At 69.3% G+C, this 16,873-nt stretch carries 17 protein-coding genes and 1 pseudogene; 7 read left to right on the top strand and 11 right to left on the bottom strand.

What is annotated here, in order from left to right:
- Positions 1 to 5 precede the first annotated feature (5 nt).
- Complete coding sequence (locus tag D0D37_RS29330) at positions 6 to 209, top strand: antitoxin (protein WP_116203825.1); 204 nt, start codon at positions 6 to 8, stop codon at positions 207 to 209.
- Between the two features lie 140 nt (positions 210 to 349).
- On the opposite strand, the gene D0D37_RS29325 is transcribed toward D0D37_RS29330, so the two are convergent.
- Both D0D37_RS29325 and recQ read right to left on the bottom strand, forming a co-directional pair.
- On the bottom strand, positions 350 to 1,591 hold the full coding sequence (locus D0D37_RS29325) for a serine hydrolase domain-containing protein (protein WP_208720196.1): 1,242 nt from the start codon (positions 1,589 to 1,591) through the stop codon (positions 350 to 352).
- Between the two features lie 311 nt (positions 1,592 to 1,902).
- Positions 1,903 to 3,750 (bottom strand): DNA helicase RecQ, encoded by a 1,848-nt coding sequence (gene recQ / locus D0D37_RS29320; RefSeq protein ID WP_208720195.1) that lies wholly within the window; start codon positions 3,748 to 3,750, stop codon positions 1,903 to 1,905.
- Positions 3,751 to 3,991: 241 nt separating this feature from the next.
- Here recQ and D0D37_RS29315 point away from each other — a divergent pair, with 241 nt between their 5' ends.
- Entirely contained in the window at positions 3,992 to 4,426 is a 435-nt protein-coding gene (locus D0D37_RS29315; protein ID WP_116203849.1) for a DUF6314 family protein, read from the top strand.
- An 80-nt stretch (positions 4,427 to 4,506) separates the two neighbouring features.
- Here the strand turns inward: D0D37_RS29315 and D0D37_RS46895 are convergent, their stop codons facing one another.
- Entirely contained in the window at positions 4,507 to 4,656 is a 150-nt protein-coding gene (locus D0D37_RS46895; RefSeq protein WP_158684569.1) for a hypothetical protein, read from the bottom strand.
- A 251-nt stretch (positions 4,657 to 4,907) separates the two neighbouring features.
- Between D0D37_RS46895 and D0D37_RS29310 the strand changes: the two genes are divergently transcribed.
- Positions 4,908 to 5,414: a mycothiol transferase gene (locus D0D37_RS29310; RefSeq protein ID WP_116203824.1), complete on the top strand. Its 507-nt coding sequence runs from the start codon at positions 4,908 to 4,910 to the stop codon at positions 5,412 to 5,414.
- Positions 5,415 to 5,734: 320 nt separating this feature from the next.
- Here D0D37_RS29310 and soxR read toward each other — a convergent pair whose 3' ends face one another.
- Positions 5,735 to 6,202, bottom strand: coding sequence for a redox-sensitive transcriptional activator SoxR (gene soxR, locus D0D37_RS29305; protein ID WP_116203823.1), 468 nt, complete (start codon positions 6,200 to 6,202; stop codon positions 5,735 to 5,737).
- Positions 6,203 to 6,296: 94 nt separating this feature from the next.
- Here soxR and D0D37_RS29300 point away from each other — a divergent pair, with 94 nt between their 5' ends.
- Positions 6,297 to 6,857 carry an NADPH-dependent FMN reductase gene (locus D0D37_RS29300; protein WP_116203822.1) on the top strand — a complete coding sequence of 187 codons (561 nt, stop codon included), beginning with the start codon at positions 6,297 to 6,299 and terminating at the stop codon, positions 6,855 to 6,857.
- 1,076 nt (positions 6,858 to 7,933) lie between these two features.
- Here the strand turns inward: D0D37_RS29300 and D0D37_RS29295 are convergent.
- Positions 7,934 to 9,169, bottom strand: coding sequence for an FAD-dependent oxidoreductase (locus D0D37_RS29295; protein WP_116203821.1), 1,236 nt, complete (start codon positions 9,167 to 9,169; stop codon positions 7,934 to 7,936).
- Positions 9,170 to 9,225: 56 nt separating this feature from the next.
- Between D0D37_RS29295 and D0D37_RS29290 the strand changes: the two genes are divergently transcribed.
- A complete protein-coding gene (locus D0D37_RS29290) occupies positions 9,226 to 9,825 on the top strand; it encodes a TetR/AcrR family transcriptional regulator (protein ID WP_116203820.1) in 600 nt (199 codons plus the stop codon).
- Here D0D37_RS29290 and D0D37_RS29285 read toward each other — a convergent pair.
- From D0D37_RS29285 to D0D37_RS29275, 3 genes are all read right to left on the bottom strand, one after another.
- Positions 9,822 to 10,304, bottom strand: a complete 483-nt coding sequence (locus tag D0D37_RS29285) for a hypothetical protein (protein ID WP_116203819.1) — start codon at positions 10,302 to 10,304, stop codon at positions 9,822 to 9,824. The genes D0D37_RS29290 and D0D37_RS29285 overlap by 4 nt on opposite strands.
- On the bottom strand, positions 10,301 to 11,647 hold the full coding sequence (locus tag D0D37_RS29280; protein WP_244223719.1) for a sensor histidine kinase: 1,347 nt from the start codon (positions 11,645 to 11,647) through the stop codon (positions 10,301 to 10,303). Before D0D37_RS29280 ends, D0D37_RS29285 begins: the two co-directional genes overlap by 4 nt.
- A 76-nt stretch (positions 11,648 to 11,723) precedes the next feature.
- Positions 11,724 to 12,404: a response regulator transcription factor gene (locus D0D37_RS29275; protein WP_116203848.1), complete on the bottom strand. Its 681-nt coding sequence runs from the start codon at positions 12,402 to 12,404 to the stop codon at positions 11,724 to 11,726.
- Positions 12,405 to 12,522: 118 nt separating this feature from the next.
- Between D0D37_RS29275 and D0D37_RS29270 the strand changes: the two genes are divergently transcribed.
- Positions 12,523 to 13,443 (top strand): phosphatase PAP2 family protein, encoded by a 921-nt coding sequence (locus D0D37_RS29270; RefSeq protein ID WP_116203817.1) that lies wholly within the window; start codon positions 12,523 to 12,525, stop codon positions 13,441 to 13,443.
- Positions 13,444 to 13,475: 32 nt separating this feature from the next.
- On the opposite strand, the gene D0D37_RS29265 is transcribed toward D0D37_RS29270, so the two are convergent.
- From D0D37_RS29265 to D0D37_RS29255, 3 genes are all read right to left on the bottom strand, one after another.
- Positions 13,476 to 14,450: a pirin family protein gene (locus D0D37_RS29265; RefSeq protein ID WP_116203816.1), complete on the bottom strand. Its 975-nt coding sequence runs from the start codon at positions 14,448 to 14,450 to the stop codon at positions 13,476 to 13,478.
- A 109-nt stretch (positions 14,451 to 14,559) separates the two neighbouring features.
- Complete coding sequence (locus D0D37_RS29260) at positions 14,560 to 15,378, bottom strand: alpha/beta fold hydrolase (protein WP_116203815.1); 819 nt, start codon at positions 15,376 to 15,378, stop codon at positions 14,560 to 14,562.
- A gap of 10 nt (positions 15,379 to 15,388) precedes the next feature.
- Positions 15,389 to 16,447 carry a peptidase dimerization domain-containing protein gene (locus tag D0D37_RS29255; RefSeq protein WP_116203814.1) on the bottom strand — a complete coding sequence of 353 codons (1,059 nt, stop codon included), beginning with the start codon at positions 16,445 to 16,447 and terminating at the stop codon, positions 15,389 to 15,391.
- A gap of 96 nt (positions 16,448 to 16,543) precedes the next feature.
- Between D0D37_RS29255 and D0D37_RS29250 the strand changes: the two are divergent.
- Positions 16,544 to 16,873: pseudogene (locus D0D37_RS29250) on the top strand (hypothetical protein); the annotation flags it as partial.

Here is a 16,873-nt window from a genome sequence, read left to right as displayed (position 1 = left end):
GGGCGATGGCTTTGATGAAGAAACTCAGCATGCTGGCCGGTGCTGCGGGCGCGGTGTCGTACGTGCGCAAGAACCCGGAGAAGGTCAACGAGGCCGTGGGGAAGGCAGCGCGCTTCGTGGACGAGAAGACCAGCGGCCGATACCACTCGCAGATCGCGGGAGCGGTCCGAAAGGTCTCGGACACGACTCGCCCTCGGGCGGCTGAGTGAGGCTTGGCCTGACGGACGCGGGTGTGCAGGAGGCTCGCGCGCGTCAATCGCACGTCTCGGATGGCGGCAGCTTCAAGCGACTCGGTAGGCGGCAGCACCGTTGTGCAGGAAGCGGGCGCGGCCGTGCCCGTCGGAGCCGATCAGGGACAGACCTGGTGGCTGTTGAGCTTCGGTTCGGCGGTGATGAGCGCGCTGTCGTTGAGACGGACGACCTCGACGCGATTCGCAGGCTTGCCGGGCGGTGCCTGGGTGGTTCCGTTGCGTGGGCGGTAGGTGAGGAACGCTCGGTCGTTCTCGACGGCAAGGGTGATGTCGTGCGAGGTAGCGCGATAGGTGCCGCACATGCGAGCCGCGTCGATGGGTGCCGGGTTCGCGGGTGGCACGGGCAGTGGTGCCGTGCCGACGCCAGCGACGTCACGGAGTACCGCGCTGAAGAGTTCGTGGGCCAGCGGCTCAGCGTCCGCGCTGTTGGTCAGCACAGCCATCGCCACGCCGGCCGCGGGCACGACGCGCAGGAACGCCTTCTGGCCTTTGGAGACGCCGGTGTGGCCTACGACGCCGTCCCGGTACAGCATCCAGCCGAGTCCCCAGCCGACGACGCCGCCACCGAAATCCGGGACGGATTCGAGTTGAGGCTCGCGCAGTCCCGCGAACTCGTGGTCGGTGAGGTGCAGGCGGACGAATTCCAGAAGGTCGCGCGCACTCATCGCGAGATGCGAGCCGCTGGGCGTGGAGAAATAGCGGACTGCCCAGCTCTTCGTCGGCGCGAGCTTTCCTCCGGTCTCGACATGCCCGACCGCAGCGCGGTGCAGGAGCGCGTCGTACGTGTCGACGGCGACCGTGGAAAGACCCAACGGCACCGCCAAAAACTCGCGGAGCGCGTCGTGGAAGGGCCTGCCGCGCAAGACCTCCACTAGCCTGCCGAGCACCGAGTATCCGCTGTTGGAGTAAGAGAAAACGCTGCCCGGAGGAAAAAGATGATCTGCGTCGGCGAGGGCGCCGACGAACTTCTCGATCGCGTCGTCGTTGCGACCAGTATCGACGAAGTGGTTGCTGTCGATGCCGCCAGTGTGGGTGAGCAGGTGACGGGCGGTCAGGGCCTCGGTGGCGGCCGGGTCGCTCAGCCGGAAACCGGGCACATAGTCACGAACGGGACGGTCGAGATCCAGCAGGTCGTCGTTCACTAGTTGCTGGACCAGCGTGGCCGTCCAGATCTTGGTGATCGAACCGATCTTGAAGACCGAGTCGGTCGTGGCCTCGACTTGTGTGTGGAGGCTCAGCACACCTGCGGCCTCGTCCCGGATCTCGCCGCCGGCCAGCACCGCGACCTGTGCGCCTGGTACGTCGTGCTTCGCGATGAGCTCGCTCAGGTCCCACCCCATCCCGTCAACCTAGTGCTCAGCTTCAATGCGCGGCTTGAGGGGCGGGAGTCAGCGCGCGCCTAGCAGGTCTCCGCGCGAGGCCGATTGCCCCGGCGGCGTTTTCAGGCCGCTAGCTGGCGCGAAGACAGCTGGGATGAGACGCGTGCACCGGGTGCTGAACCCGGAGTCGCGCTACATCTCCATAGGTTGACCGCTGATGCGTTGACGTGCTCGAGTGAGTCGGTGAGAGCCTCGTAGGTGACTCGCACGCAATCTCACTCCTCGGCCTGCGTTCCCGGCTAGGCAGTCTTGACCTCGGCTCCGCCCCAGTCTCACTCCTCAGCCAGCGTCGCCAGCACTCCCTCCCCGTACTTGGCCAGCTTGCTCTCGCCCACCCCGCTCACCGTGCCCAGGGCGTCGAGCGTTGTCGGCATCAAGGTGGCGATCTGGCGCAGCGTGGCGTCGTGGAAGATCACGTACGCCGGGACTCCTTGTTCCTTCGCCGTCGCCCCGCGCCAGGCGCGGAGACGCTCGAACACCGGTGCCGCTTCCTCGGGCATCTCGACCGGAGCGGCCGCCGGCGTGCGGCGAGACGTTCGCGGGGCGCGCGCCGGGCGTTCGGGTTCGCGGCGCAGCTGTACTTCTTGGGAGCCGTTCAGGACCGCGGTCGAGCCTTCGGTCAGCACCAGTGACCCGTAATCTCCTTCGACCGCAAGCAGGTTGCGTGCCAGCAGCTGCCGCACCACCGCGCGCCATTCCGGTTCGCGCAGTTCGGTGCCGATACCGAAGACCTTCAGCGTGTCGTGCTGGAACTGGGTGACCTTCGGAGTCGTTTTGCCGAGCAGGATGTCGATGATCTGGCCGGCGCCGAAACTTTGCCGCCGTTCGTTGCGCAGACGGACCACTGTGGACAGCAGTTTTTGCGCGGGAATGGTGCCGTCCCAGCGTTCCGGCGGGGTGAGGCAGGTGTCGCAGTTCCCGCACGGCTGGCCGGACTGCCCGAAGTACGCGAGGATCTGCGTGCGCCGGCATTCGACTGTCTCGCACAGTCCCAGCATCGCGTTCAGGTGCTGGGCTTGCAGGCGGCGGTGCATCTCGTCGCCCTCGGACTTGTCGATCATTTTGCGCAGCTGCATCACGTCTTGCAGCCCGTACGCGAGCCAGGCGGTGGACGGCTGCCCGTCGCGGCCCGCGCGGCCGGTTTCCTGGTAATAGCCTTCCACGGACTTCGGCAGGTCCAGGTGCGCGACGAACCTGACATCCGGTTTGTCGATGCCCATGCCGAACGCGATCGTGGCGACCACGACGAGCCCTTCCTCGCGCAGGAACCTCGCCTGGTTCGTCGCGCGCGTCGACTTGTCGAGCCCCGCGTGGTAGGGGAGCGCTGGAATTCCGTTCTGCACCAGGAAATTCGCTGTCTTCTCCACCGATGCGCGGGACAGGCAGTAGACGATCCCGGCGTCGCCCTGGTGCTCGGTGCGCAGGAGGTCGAGCAACTGCTTCTGCGGCGAGTTCTTCGGCACGATCCGGTATTGGATGTTCGGCCGGTCGAAGCTCGCGACGAAATGCTTCGCGCTGTCCAAGCCGAGCCGCTGCGAGATTTCCTTGTGCGTGGCCTCGGTCGCGGTGGCGGTGAGCGCGATCCGGGGCACGTCCGGCCAGCGTTCGTGCAGCGAAGAAAGCATCAGGTAGTCGGGCCGGAAATCGTGGCCCCACTGGGAGACGCAGTGCGCCTCGTCGATCGCGAACAGCGCGATCTTGCCGCGGTCGAGCAGCCGCACGGTGGATTCGACCGACAGCCGTTCGGGCGCGAGGTAGAGCAGGTCCAGTTCGCCCGCGACGAACGCGTTCTCCACCTCCTGCCGCTGTGCGAAATCCTGGGTGGAGTTGAGGAATCCGGCGCGTACGCCGACGTTGCGCAGCGCGTCGACCTGGTCCTGCATCAACGCGATGAGCGGCGAGATCACCACGCCGACGCCCGGCCGCACCAGCGCCGGGATCTGGTAGCACAGCGATTTCCCGCCGCCGGTGGGCATGAGCACCAGCGCGTCGCCGCCGGAGATCACGTGCTCGACGATCTCCGCCTGGTCGCCGCGGAACGCGTCGTAGCCGAAGACTCGCTGCAAGGTCTCGAGAGCGGGGGAACGGGTGGCCTGCTCGGCCAGGTCGGGGTGCGCCACGCGGCCGATTCTAGGGCGGCGGGCCGTCCGGTCGAGCCTGCCCCGCCGGGTTCGGCGCGAGAGTCCCCATCGCGCTGGCCGTTTTCGGCACCTGCGGCGGGTCCGGTCGCACAGGGTGAACAGCAGGGCGACTGGTGACAGCCGGGATGACGGGACCCTTCACGCCACCCTCGTGACAGACGGTACCGAGCTGGTGGTCCCAGTGCCGTTCGCGTTCGGTCCCGAGGCGCACAATGGATCCGTGGGTTTTCCGATCAATGACCTGACCGGGTACTTCTCCGGCGAATGGCAGCTCGCGCGCGAAATCGTCGACGTCGACGGAGTGCCGATGGGCGAGGCGAGCGGTCGCGCGACGTTCACGTCCGACGACGGGGTGCTCGTCTATCGCGAGTCGGGAGAGCTGCAGCTTGGAGCGCATCGAGGACCGTTCGTCCGGACACTGCACTACCGACCGGCTGGAGGCTCCCGCGCCGCGGTGCACTTCGACCACGGTGGGTTCTTCCACGATCTGGATCTGGCGACCGGGGAGTGGACGGCTGATCATCCGTGTGCCGCCGACTGGTATCGAGGCACGTACCGCGTGCTCGACGACCGCCGGTGGGAGCAGGAATGGGTGGTGACCGGTCCGGCCAAGGACCACGTGATCACCAGCCGGTTCACCCGCGTGAACAAGTGACCCTCGGCGGGGGCAGTGCCTGATTCCGCACTGTCTCGCTCGGGATCCGGCGGATATCGAAGCGAATGTCCCCGCGTGGACTACTTGCGCCGGTTGCGCAGAATCACCAGCAGAACCGCTATCGCTGAAACCGCGCAGGCCGCGGTGATCACCATGCCCGCCCAGGCGGGAATCGCGATACCGGCGATGTTGTCGAAGCCGGGCAGGGCGCGGGGCGCGGTGATCGCCACTGGGCCCTCCGTTCGCGTCTTCGGCGTGCGTTGTCGCTTTCGCCGCGGATATTACCGGACTCCGGACGATGCTGTCAGATCCGAAGTGGACGGTCGCGGTCACCGCGGGTAGTTAGCCGATTTTCCCGTGCTGAAACCGGTTCGGCGCGTGCGAGTGGTCCCCTCGCGCCGCTCGAGTCACGAGGCTGGGCAGAGGCGGATCTTCGAGGCATGATCGAGGCAAGCGCACGACGACGAAGGAGGAGCGCGAGATGAATGTGGCCGATCTGCTCGTGGACGGATTCGGCCGGGTGCGGGAAGTGGTGCACCAGGCAGTCGACGGGCTGACCGCGGAGCAACTGGCGGCGCGACCCGGCCCGGAGGCCAACTCGATCGGCTGGCTGGTCTGGCATTTGGCGCGGGTGCAGGACGACCATGTCGCAGGCGTCGCGGGCACCGACCAGCTCTGGACGGCAGCGGACTGGCGCGAGAAGTTCGACCTGCCGTTCCCGGCGGGCGACATCGGCTACGGGCACAGCAGCGAGGACGTGGCCCAGGTGCGGCCGGAGTCGCCGGATCTGCTCACCGGCTACTACGACGCCGTGCACGAGCACACGGTTTCCTGGGTGGCTGGCCTCGACGCGGCGGCGCTGGACAAGGTGGTCGACGAAGGCTGGAACCCGCCGGTGACCCTGGGAGTCCGGCTGGTCAGCGTCCTGTCCGACGACCTCCAGCATGCCGGACAGGCCGCCTACGTGAGGGGGTTGCTGCTGGGATGACCGTGCTGGGGTGATGACGCGCCGGGAGAACGACGGGGGAGGCAGGGCGGTGAGGCAGGCCGCGTACGGCAGTGGGCTGGTACCTGCGTGGCGAGAGCCGGGTTCGATGGATGCGTAACCCGCCTGCTGCGGACTTGTGCGCTGTTCGTGCGGACCGGTGACATCGCGACGCCGAGTTGATAAAGCTGGCGCGGTCTCGCATGGTTCCTTGCCGTGCTGCCGCACCTTCGCGCTGCGAGACCTCAGGGCGCGCAACCTCACCGGCTGCGAGACCTCGAAGGCGCAACCTCGGCGGCTGCGAGACCTCGGCAGCTGGAGCCTCACTCGTACTCCGTTCCCCGGTGGTCGGGCAGGCGTCGCGGGCCGGGGCCGTCTTGGCCTAGTTGGTCGTTCGGGTTGGCCAGGCGGCATTTGGCCAGGGACATGCAGCCGCAGCCGATGCAGTCGTTCAGTTGGTCGCGGAGTTGTTCCAGTTGGCGGATGCGCTGGTCCAGGTCGGAGCGCCAGCAGGACGAGATGCGGGACCAGTCGGCGCGGGTCGGGGTCCGGTCGTCCGGCAGGAGGGCCAAGACCTCGCGGATCTGCGCCAGCGGCATGCCCACCCGCTGCGACATGCGGATGAACGTGACCCGCCGCAGGGTGTCGCGGCGGTAGCGGCGCTGGTTGCCCGCGGTGCGCCTGCTGCGGATCAGGTTCTCGTCCTCGTAGAACCGCAGGGCCGACGCCGGTACGCCGCTTCGGTGGGAGAGTTCGCCCACGGTCAGTTCGGGCAGCTCCGTTTTCGTCATGCGCTCAGCATAGCTTGACTTAAAGGGAGCTTGAAGTTCGAGACTCGCTTCCGGAGGCGGGAACCTGTTCCGCCCCGGGAAAAAGGAGAATAACGTGTCCGAAGCTCCCGTCCGGCTCGCTGTGCTTGTCGGCAGCGCCAGGGAAGGGCGGTTCGCCCCCACGGTCGTGCGCTGGTTCGCCCGCCAGGCCGACCGGCACGGCGATCTCGTCGCCGACGTCATCGACGTCGCCGAGATTTCCCTGCCGCTCGCGATGAACGGCGAGGGGGCCGCGCCCGTCGCGGCCCGGCTCGAGGCGGCGGATGCGTTCGTCGTGATCACGCCGGAGTACAACCACAGTTACCCCGCCTCGCTCAAGAACGTCCTCGACTGGTTCCGCGGCGAGTGGCACGCCAAACCGGTCGCTTTCGTGTCCTACGGCGGGATCTCCGGCGGGCTGCGTGCGGTCGAGCACCTCCGGCCGGTCTTTGCCGAGCTGCACGCGGTGACCATCCGCGAGACCGTGAGCTTCCACGGGGCGCACGGACGGTTCGGGGAGAACGGCGAGCCGGTCGACCCGGAGGCGGAGACCGCGGCGCAGGCGTTGCTCGATCAGCTCGAATGGTGGGCCCGTGCGTTGCAGGACGCTCGGTTGGTGCGGGCTTATCCGGCATAGCTGGCTGCTGCGCGGGGTGGGGAAGGCTCGGGCGAGTTCCTGACCGTCGGTGCCTGCCGTCGGTGCCTGGCCGCCCCGCGCTAGTGCCCGCCTACCGGTACACGCCCCGCCGGTGCCTGCATGCCGGTGCCTGGCCGCTGTTGTCTGGCGGCCGGTGCCTGGCCATCAGCGCCCGCCCGCCGGTGCCTGGCCGCCGTTAACTGGCCGGCCGCCGGTGCCTGGCGACCAGTGCCTGCATGCCGGTGCCTGGCCGCTGTTGTCTGGCGGCCGGTGCCTGGCGACCAGTGCCCGCCCGCCGTTGTCTGGCCGCCGGTGCCTGGCCGCCTGCCGGTGCCTGGCAAGCAGTACCTGCTTGCCAGTACCTGCTTGCCGGTGTCTGCCCGCCAGTGCCTGGCGACCAGTGCCTGGCGGGCAGCGCCCGCCAGCGTCGGACAGCGCCGGATAGTGCCTGGTGGTGCCCGACGGGCAGTGCCTGGCGGGGCAGTAAATGCTGGCCAGCGCAGCGGGCAAACGAAGACGCGACGCTCGGGCTGCCCGGCATAGCTCACCGCCGTGGAACGGGCTCGACCTCCGCTGCTGTCAGGCGGAGGTTGAGCCTGTTCGAGCCGCCTCTGTACGGCGGAGGTTGAGACTGTTTCGAGCCGGTGCTGTGCGATGGAGCTTGAGGCTGTCTCGCGCCGGTGTTGTGCGATCGAAGTCGAGACTGTTTCGCGCCGACGCTGTACAGGGAGATCGAGCCTGTTCCGAGCTGATACCGCCAGAGGCGGCCGAGCCCGTTCCGAACCGACCCTGCCGGGAGAGCGGCGAGTCCAAACGGTGTGCCGGAGAACCGGCGCAGTTGCGGCAGTTCCAACGCAAGCGACGCAGACCGGAGCATGTTCCGCAGATACTGTCCAGAAAAAGTGGCGAGTCTGAGGAAGTGCCGGTACGGCACGCGGGCTACCGGCACGGATCAGCCACCTGCTCCACTGTGGAGTGCCGAAGCATGGTCCCCGCCCCGGTGAGCAGCGAGCCCGGGACGGTGCCGCAAACCAGTGCGACATTGGCAAACGGCACCGCACGGGGCAGGTGAAAGCTCAACCCGCGTAGCTGTCCAAAGTGGACCGACGGGCGAAAGCGGGCGCATGCTCCGGCCGCAAACCAACGCCGCCCAGATAAGCCGTAATCCCGGAAAGCGCCGGAAACCGCTGCAGCATCCGCATCGGTGCGGGCAGCCGGTTCAGGGTTCCGTCGAGTGCCGGGCGCAGCAGCATTCCGTGCTCGCCCCTCTGGCTGGACTGCACCGCGACAGTCGGCAGCAACCGGCGGCGGCGTACGGCAGCCAGGCGGGACACCGGAACCTCCCCGCGCAGCAACGGTTCAGCGAGAAGTCGGGCGGTGGCGACGGCATCTTGCACGGCCAGGTTCACTCCGACGCCACCCACCGGCGACATCGGGTGTGCCGCATCGCCGATGCACAGCGCGCCCGGTGCGTGCCAGCGCGGCAGGAGGCCCATCGTCACTTCGAGCAGCTTCACGTCGTCCCACGAGCGTACGGCGGACAACTGCTCGGACGTCCAGCCGAACAATTCGCCCAGCCGGGAGCGGAATCCGGAGATCGGGCCGGAGCGCAGTGCGGCATCCGCGCCGCGGGGGATGAGGTACGAGGTCTGGTAGTAGTCGCCGCGGTCCATGGTGACTGAGGCGTATCCGGGGCCGAACCGGGCGAACACCCCCGGCTCGCCCGGTTCGGCTTTCGGCACCCGCACCTGCCAGACGTCCATCGGGACGTCCGACTCCCGCAGCGCGAGGCCCAGCTCCCGGCGCACTGTCGACCAGCGTCCGTCGCAGCCGACGGTGAGCGGGGCGGCTAATTCGTGGACTGCGCCGGTGTCGTCGCGGTAGCGGACTCCGGTGACGCGTCCGTTCCCGCGGAGCAGTGAAACGACGGAAGCGCCCATGCGCAACGAGAATTTCGGTTCGGCGGCACCGGCTTCCGCCAGCAGGCCCAGGAATTCGGCTTGCGGGACCATCGCGATGTGCCGGTGCGGGCCGCGCAGTTTGCTGAAATCGGCGGCTACCACCGTCTCTCCGCCGATCTCCATTGTCATGCGTTCCAGGACCGAACGCGACAGCGCGGCGAACTGGGTGCCCAGGCCGAGTTCGTCCAGCAGTCGCAGGGTCGACGGGTGCACGGTGTCGCCGCGGAAGTCCCGCAGGAAATCACGGTGCTTCTCCAGCACCACCACCTCGACCCCGGCCCGCGCCAGCAGCAGGCCCAGCATCACGCCCGCCGGCCCGCCCCCGGCGACCACGCATCCGGTCCGTTCCATCGGGACCTCCAATCTTAGAGACACTCTAAGTTTAGAGTAACGCTAAGATTCACGCCATGACCGGGTTGCGGGAAGAGAAGAAGCGGCGGACCCGCCAAGCGCTGATCGAGGCTGCGCTCACGCTGTTCGACGAGCAGGGTTACGACGGCACGACTGTCGCCGAGATCGCCGCGCGGGCGAAGGTTTCTCCGGCGACGTTTTTCAACTACTTCGCCACCAAAGAGGACGTCGTGTTCGCTGACCAGCATCTTTACGACGAGGTCGTGGACAGGGTCTTCGCCGCGGCGGGGCCGGACGAGCAGGTTGCCGAGCTGGTCACCAGGACCGTGCACGCGCTGGCGACGGCGGATGCGTGGAGTTTTCCGCTCGACCATCCGCTCACCGAGGTGCGCACCCGGCTGCTCGCCGCGGTGCCCGCGTTGCGCGCCGGATACCTGCTGCGCAACGCCGTGGTGGGCGATCGGTGGGCGGGCAAGCTCTATGAGACCTGCGAGCCGCAGTTGGATCGGGTCGAGGCGGCTGCGTTGACCGGCGCGGTGTTGGGCGCGTTGGAGGCAGCGTTGCGGCAGGTGCCGGACGGCAGCAGCGCGACGGAAGTCGTCCTGGCGACCGTCGACCGGGTCGTGCTCGGGTTCTTGCCCAAGGCGAAAAGCTAGTTGCAGTACAAGGATTCGAGCTTGGTGTCCGAGGCGACGACGGTGATCCCATTGCCGATCGACTGTCCGGACGCCGCTAGCGACGCGGACACGGTGCAGACCACTTGCTGCAGCCCGATCGGGTACAGCAGTTTCATCGATTCGGAGACGGACACGGTGACCGGCTGGGCCGAGGTGTCGACTGTGACGTGCCGACCAGGCGAGAGCATCGAGTAGAAGCCCTCTTGTTCTTCTGTGCGAGTCGGGCCGCCGAACAGTTCCGTCAGCACCGTCGTGGGGGTCGCGTCCCTGGCCCAGGCGCGCTGCACCGGGCTGAGCTGTCCCGCGTAGACGAAGTAGAGGGTGATTTGCGGACGCGGCGCGCCCAGCTGGAAGCCGCCGGGGGCATCTCCGGCGGGGATCACTCCGGTCGGCTGGACGCCGCAACCGGCGAGGAGCAAGACCGAGACCAGCGCCAAGAAGAGCCGGGGCAGTTTCATCGCTCCTCCTGCGCGGTGCGGGGAAGTCGGAGCGTGAACCGCGCCCCGTCGCCGGTGTTTGCCGCTTCGATGCCGCCTCCGTGCAGCCGGGCGTTCTCCAGCGCGATCGACAAGCCGAGGCCGCTGCCGTCGGATCGAGCCCGTGACGTGTCGGCCTTCGCGAAGCGGTCGAACACCTTCGGCAGCACCTCCTCGGGGATTCCCGGGCCGTGGTCGGTGACAGCGAGCGAAACCGTCGCGTCGTCGGTGCTCAGCTGGATTTCGACCGGCGGAGCGCCGTGGTGCAGGGCGTTGCCGACGAGATTCGCGATGACCAGGTCGAGCCGCCGCGGGTCCGCGGGCACGGTGACGCTGGGCAGATCGGCCACCACGGAGTCGGTCCAGCCGCGCGCGGCGAGGCTGTTCTTCACAGCCTCGGCCAGGTCGACCTCTTCGACCCGCAGTTCGGCCCGTCCGGCGTCGAACCGGGAGATCTCGACCAAGTCCTGCACGAGCCGGGTCAGCCGGCGCGTTTCGGACGACACCAGCCGCGCCGCCACCGCGGTGTCCGAGGGCAGCTGGTCGGCGTCCTCGTCGAGGACGTCGGTCACCACGTTCATCGCGGCCAGCGGGGTGCGCAGCTCGTGCGAGACGTCGGCGACGAACCGGCGCGCGTCGGCCTCCATCTCGCGCAGCGAACCGACGGTGCGTTCCAGCTCCGCCGCGGTGTGGTTGAACGTGGTGACGAGCTGGGCCAGCTCGTCGGAACCCTTGGCGGGCAGGCGCACATCGAGCTGCCCGTCGCCGAGTTTGCGGGCCGCCGAGTTCAGCGCGCGCACCGGCTGCAGCACCTGCCGCGCGGCCAGCAGCGCCAGCGCGACTGCGATCGGCAGGGCCAGCGCGGTCATCTGCCACGCGCGCGTCGCCAGCTGGTCGATCGCGGCCTGCTGGGCGGCCAGCGGGACCGTCTTGTAGACCTCGATGCCGGTGTGTTCGCCCTGCGCAGCGCCGTAGCGCAGCAGCGGCATCCCGATGTAGAGCACCGGGCGCCCGCTCTCGATGACGCGCTGGAACTGGATGCTGGTCCCGCCCGCGACCGCGGTGCGCAGCCCGGCGGGTATTTCCGCCGGATTCAGCCCGACGCGCGAATGCAGCGACCCGAACACGACGCTCGTGACGCCCTTGAGCGAACTGGCCATGTTGTCGAGCTGCTGCTGGTCGGGCGGGAGGGTCAGCTGCGGCAGGTACGTCCGGACCTCGTCGCGCAGCTGCACCATCGCAGGGTCCTGCACGCCGGCCAGGATCGTGTTGCGCGCGGACACGTAGCTCGCGCCCGCCGCCGCGCCCGCGCCGACCAGCGTCATCGCCGCGAACGCCAGCACCAGCCGCAGGCGCAGCCCGGACACCCACGACCGGAGCCGCTTCACGACCTGTCCCGCTTCACGAGCGACCGAACCGGTAGCCGAAGCCGCGGACGGTCTGCACGTGGTCCGGCCGCGCCGGAACGTCCTCGATCTTCGCGCGCAGCCGCTGTACGCAGGCATCGACCAGGCGGGAATCGCCGAGATAATCGTGCCCCCACACCGAGGCGAGCAGCTGGCTGCGGCTGTACACCTGGCCTGGCGTGCGCGAGATCTCCAGCAGCAGCTTCAGTTCGGTCGGCGTGAGCGAGACCTGCTCGCCGTGCTTGCGCACCAGCATTCCGGCCCGGTCGATCACCAGGTCGCCGTGCTGTTCGGGGCCGGTGGCCCCGGGTTCGGCGGCGGTGCGGCGCAGCACCGCGCGGATCCGGGCGTCGAGCACGCGCGGTTCGATCGGCTTCACGACGTAGTCGTCGGCGCCCGCTTCGAGTCCGGCGACGATGTCGAAATCGTCGCTGCGCGCGGTGAGCATGATGATCGGCACCTGGCCGAGCGCGCGGATCCGGCGGCACGTCTCGAATCCGTCGATGCCGGGCAGCATCAGGTCGAGCACCACGAGGTCGGGCGCGCGTTCGCGCAGCTGGGTGACGCCGTCCTCGCCGGTCGCGGCGGTGTGCACCGTGTGTCCCTGACGGCGCAGCGCCAGCTCCATGCCCTCGCGGACGGACGGGTCGTCCTCGATCACCAACACCACAGCCACAGCCACAGGGGCCATTATTCGGAACACCCGCGGATTCGCGCGAGCCGGGCGGATCTTGTAGCGAAACCATGACACAGCTCTGACGAGATCCCGAAATCCGGCGGCCAGTCTTGAAGGCATGGCAGTGCTGACTCCTGAAACGCCGACCGTGCCCCTGTCCGCGCCCCGGCACGCGCTCGCCCCTCGACGGCGTTCGCGGACCGCCGTGCTGGTCGCGGCCGCGATCGGGTTCGCGGGCGCGTTCGTCGTCGCCTACCTGCTGTTCGTGCGGACCGAGGCCGGGCAGCGAGCCGAGGACGGCGTCGTCCGCCTCGCGCAGAACCTTCCGCGGTCCACTGTGGACTGGGCGCGGCCGCTGGCCGGGATCGACGGGGTCGAGGTGTTCGGCGCGGCCGGGATCGTCATCGTGGCGCTCGCCGTGCTGCGCAAGCGGTTCGCGCTCGGGGTGACCGCGCTGGTGTTGTACTTGCTGCCGCTGGCCGCCGCGCAGCTGCTCAAGATCTACCTGCTGGACCGGCCCGACGTCGGCTCGGCGGGAGCGCCGCACCACAACAGCTTTCCGAGCGGGCACGTGAGCGCGGCCACCGCCGTGCTGCTGGCACTGGCCGTGGTGCTGCCCGCGCGGTTCCGGACCTGGGTGCTCGCCGTGGGTGCGCCCGTCGTCGCCTGGGTGGCCGCGGCGACCGTCGCGCTCAGCTGGCACCGGCTGTCGGACACCGTGGGCGCGTGCCTGCTGGTGGCCGCGGTGGTGTCGGCGGGCGCGGCGGTCGTCTCGGCGCGACGTCCGGACGGCGGCCGGATCCCGGTGGCGCTGACCGGGGTCGCGCTGCTCGGGCCGACCGTGGTGGTGCTGGGCGGGTACGTGGTGCTGGCCTCGGCGACGTCGGTGCCCGCTCGCTTTGTGGCGGCGCTGGTACTGGCGGCCGTGAGTGCGGTGGCGGTGGTGTTGCTGGCGGCTGGACCACTCCGGCGGGTGAACTTCGACCCGTCCGGGGCGCGGAACCGGGTGCGTGAAGCGGAGTCTCGGCAGGGGTTGTGAGTGCCGGCGCCGGTTCTAACCGGGATTGCCGCTCACGAGGGGTTCCGGCGCGGTTTGATGCGCACCGCGGGCAGCGGGGGAGCGGGCAGCCGCGCCGGGCCGCCGGGGTACGGGTCGATCGCGCCGAACTGGTCGGAGTTCGCCTCCCAGGCCTCGCGGTACTCGGCGATCTCGTCGTGGCTGCGGCCGACGAAGTTCCACCACATCAGGATTTCCTCGCCGAACGGCGGGCCGCCGAGCACGATCGCCCGCGCCGGGGCGGACCCGGGGTTGTGCAGGTGGAGCGTGGTCGCGTTGATGCCGAGATAGCCGAGCTGGGCCTGCTGCAGCGGGGTGCCCGCGAAGGTGACCTCGCCGGTGTCGAGCAGGACGCCGTGCTCGAAGGACGGGTCCGCGTCGAGACTGAGGCTCGCGCCTGGGTCGAGGACGATTTCCGCGCCCAGCAAGGGAGTGAAGGTCTTCACCGGCGAGGTTTCCCCGGCGAGTGAGCCGAGGAAGACGCGCGCGGTGGCCCCGTCGAGCCGGGTGGTCGGCGGGGCGTAATGCTGGAAGTCGCGGGCGGTGTGCCGGTGCTCGTCCGGCAGCGCGACCCACAGCTGGACCCCGTGCAGCGTCGTGGTTTCCGGCGTCGACACCTCTTCGTGGCAGATGCCGTGCCCGCCGGTCATCAGGTTCAGCTCCCCGGGCCGGACCATCGCGTGCGAACCGAGGCTGTCGCGGTGCTCGATCTCGCCGGTGAACAGCCAGCTCACCGTCTGCAGCCCGGTGTGCGGATGCGGGCCGACGGACATGCCGCCGCTGACGGAGGTGTCGTCGGGACCGTAGTGGTCGGCGAAGCACCACGCGCCGATCAGCGAGCGCTGGCGTTGCGGCAGGGTGCGCCGCACCGGCATGGCCCGCGGGCCGCCGAGCGGGACGGAGCGGGCGTCGAGGATCTCGACCTTGCCGGGATCGACGGGGTCTCCGCCGCACGCTAGTTCGGCCGGTTCGGTCTCGACGTTGCTCATGCCTGACACGATAACCGGCGTTGCGCGAGTTCCTGCCCAGCTGTCTGTGAGGGGAACCCTGAGGGACTCTGAGTCCGTGAAGGTTCCCTTCACGGACAGCTGGCGGCGGTCAGCGGACGACGAGGTTGCGCAGCCAGTCGAGTGCGGTCGGGAGAGCGTTCAGCACCGAGATGTGCCCGTCGCGCGGACGCGACCACAGTTCGGCGTCGGGGAGATTCCGCAGGAGCCATTCGCTGTGGCCGAACGGGACGATCTGATCCTCGCCGCCGTGCACCAGCAGCACCGGAACCCGCACGTCGGCGACGGAGAATCCCCACGGCGTCACATACGCGAGGTCGTCGTCGGCTTCGGCGGCCACGTCACCGGCCGCGCCAGCGTCCTGACCCAGCGGGCCCCACGTGCCGCGCAACGCCGCCCAGTCCGCGTCGGTGAAGCTCGTCGGGTCGAATTCCTGCGTTTCTCCGTGCTGCAGCCGGGTTTCGCGGCCTTTGCGGGCGGCACGCAACGAGCTATCGTCGACCATCCCGCCGTACCAGTCGTAGTCCTCGGAGAACGGCGCCAAACCGGCCAGGCACACCGCCGCCGTAACCCGATCTGGCAGCTTCGCGGCGCAAGCCAGCGTGTGCGGGCCGCCGCCGGACGCTCCCATTACCGCGAACCGCGGCAGGTCCAGTGCGTCCGTCAGTTGCCGTACGTCCTCGGCAGCCGACCCCACCGTCCGGCCGACCTGCGGAGTGGACCCGCCGTACCCAGGCCGACCGTAGGAAACCACCCGAAAGCCCCGTGCGGCGGCGGCCTCCACCACGGGCGGCAGCAAGCGACCGGATTGCGGAGTTCCGTGGTGCCACACCAGCGGAAAGCCGTCGCCGCCGCTGTCGTGCACTCGAAGATTCCTGCCGTCCCGCAGTGGTAGATCAATCGTCCCCATGCCGAGAACTCTAGCCACCCCGGCGCGCTCGATCGGCGAAATTGTCCCAAGCCTGCCGCACCAGCGCGGGATGCGCGAGAAGGTCCGACGCGGTCCGGGCCAGCGCTGACGCCGTCGCGAGCAGCACCGTCCGGGCTCGCGGCGACCCGGTCGCCTCGGCGAACGCCCGGCTGCCGACCGCACGCACCGGATCGTGGAGCGCGACCGACGGATGGATCGTCGGCATCCGCACGCTCAAGTCGCCCACCGCGGCCCGGCCGGGCACCGCCGCGGCGCCCGACGGGGACGCGTGGATTCCGCACGCCGCGAGATGTCGGGCGAAATGCCCGGACAGTACTGGATTGTCCTGGAATCGCGCGTGAATCGGGCCGAACCGTTCGACGTTCGCCTTGGTCCCGGTCGCCATCGCGGCACCCTCGGCGGCTGCGGTCACTTCGGTGACGACCCGGCCGAGCGACTCCGAATCCGGTGCGCGCAACCCGAAGCGGGCTTCGGCGAAATCGGGCACCAAGTCGGTCGATTCCCCGCCGTGCGTCACGATGCCCTGCACTGTCGCACCCGCCGGAAGCCGGGCTCGCAGTGCGGCGATCGCGGTGAATACCTGCACCAGCGAGGCGACTGCGTCGGTGCTGTCCTCGGGCGCTGGACCGGAATTGCCGTGCACGGTCACCCGCAGTTCGGTCCGCGCGGCGAGCGGCGCGGCGGCCCAGGTGTGCACGCCGGGCTGGAAAGTCAGCACCGCGTCGATCTCGTCGGCAGGACGGTCGGTGACCACGACGGAACCGGATTCCAGCGTCCGGGCTGTCGCGAGCGCGGCGCCGATGATCGCCGCGGCGACGAGGTTGTGCCCGAATTCCCGAAGCCGGTCGGACGGAAGCAGCAGGGTCACGCACGGCCGTCCGGCGCCGTACTGAGCGGTGCGGCCGGTGATCTCGAAACCGGCTTCGGCGAGCTGCCCGAGATCCGGCTCCTGGTCGCCGGCCGGTTCGCGGGACCAGGCCCAGAGCCGCTCGGCGAGCAGCTCGATCTCGTGGTCGGTCCGGTCGTGCCGGTCCTCGTCGGACTCCATGCCGCCCAGGTACCCCGCGGGCAGCGATTCGATCCCCTTCGAAAGTGGGTAATTCGGCCGTGTGCGCGGCGGAGCCGGTGCGCGATCGTCACTGGTATGACAGCGGGAACCTACCGGGTGCTGCCGGCCGAGGTGTCGGCGATCGTGAAGAACGTGGAAGGCCTCGGCTCAGCGGCGTTCTCGGCCGTGCGCGACCTCGAGACGCTCGTGATCGACGCCTTGTCGTTCGCGGGCATCGGCAGCGGGGTCGCGGCGGCGAACACCTTGCTGCAGTCGAAACTCGTGTCGTCGCTCGGCGATTTCGTGAAGCTGATCGAACAGGTCAACGGCAAAGTCCAGCACGCGGCGCAGAACTACGCCGACGCCGACACCGCGGTGGCCCAGGGCTACGGCGGCGGAACGGGGGGGGGGGGGGCGGGGGCGGCC

The organism is Amycolatopsis circi, from assembly GCF_003385235.1.
Lineage (GTDB): Bacteria > Actinomycetota > Actinomycetes > Mycobacteriales > Pseudonocardiaceae > Amycolatopsis > Amycolatopsis circi.
The sequence above is the reverse complement of the archived record's forward strand: the minus strand, read 5'-3'. Positions and strand labels throughout refer to the sequence as shown.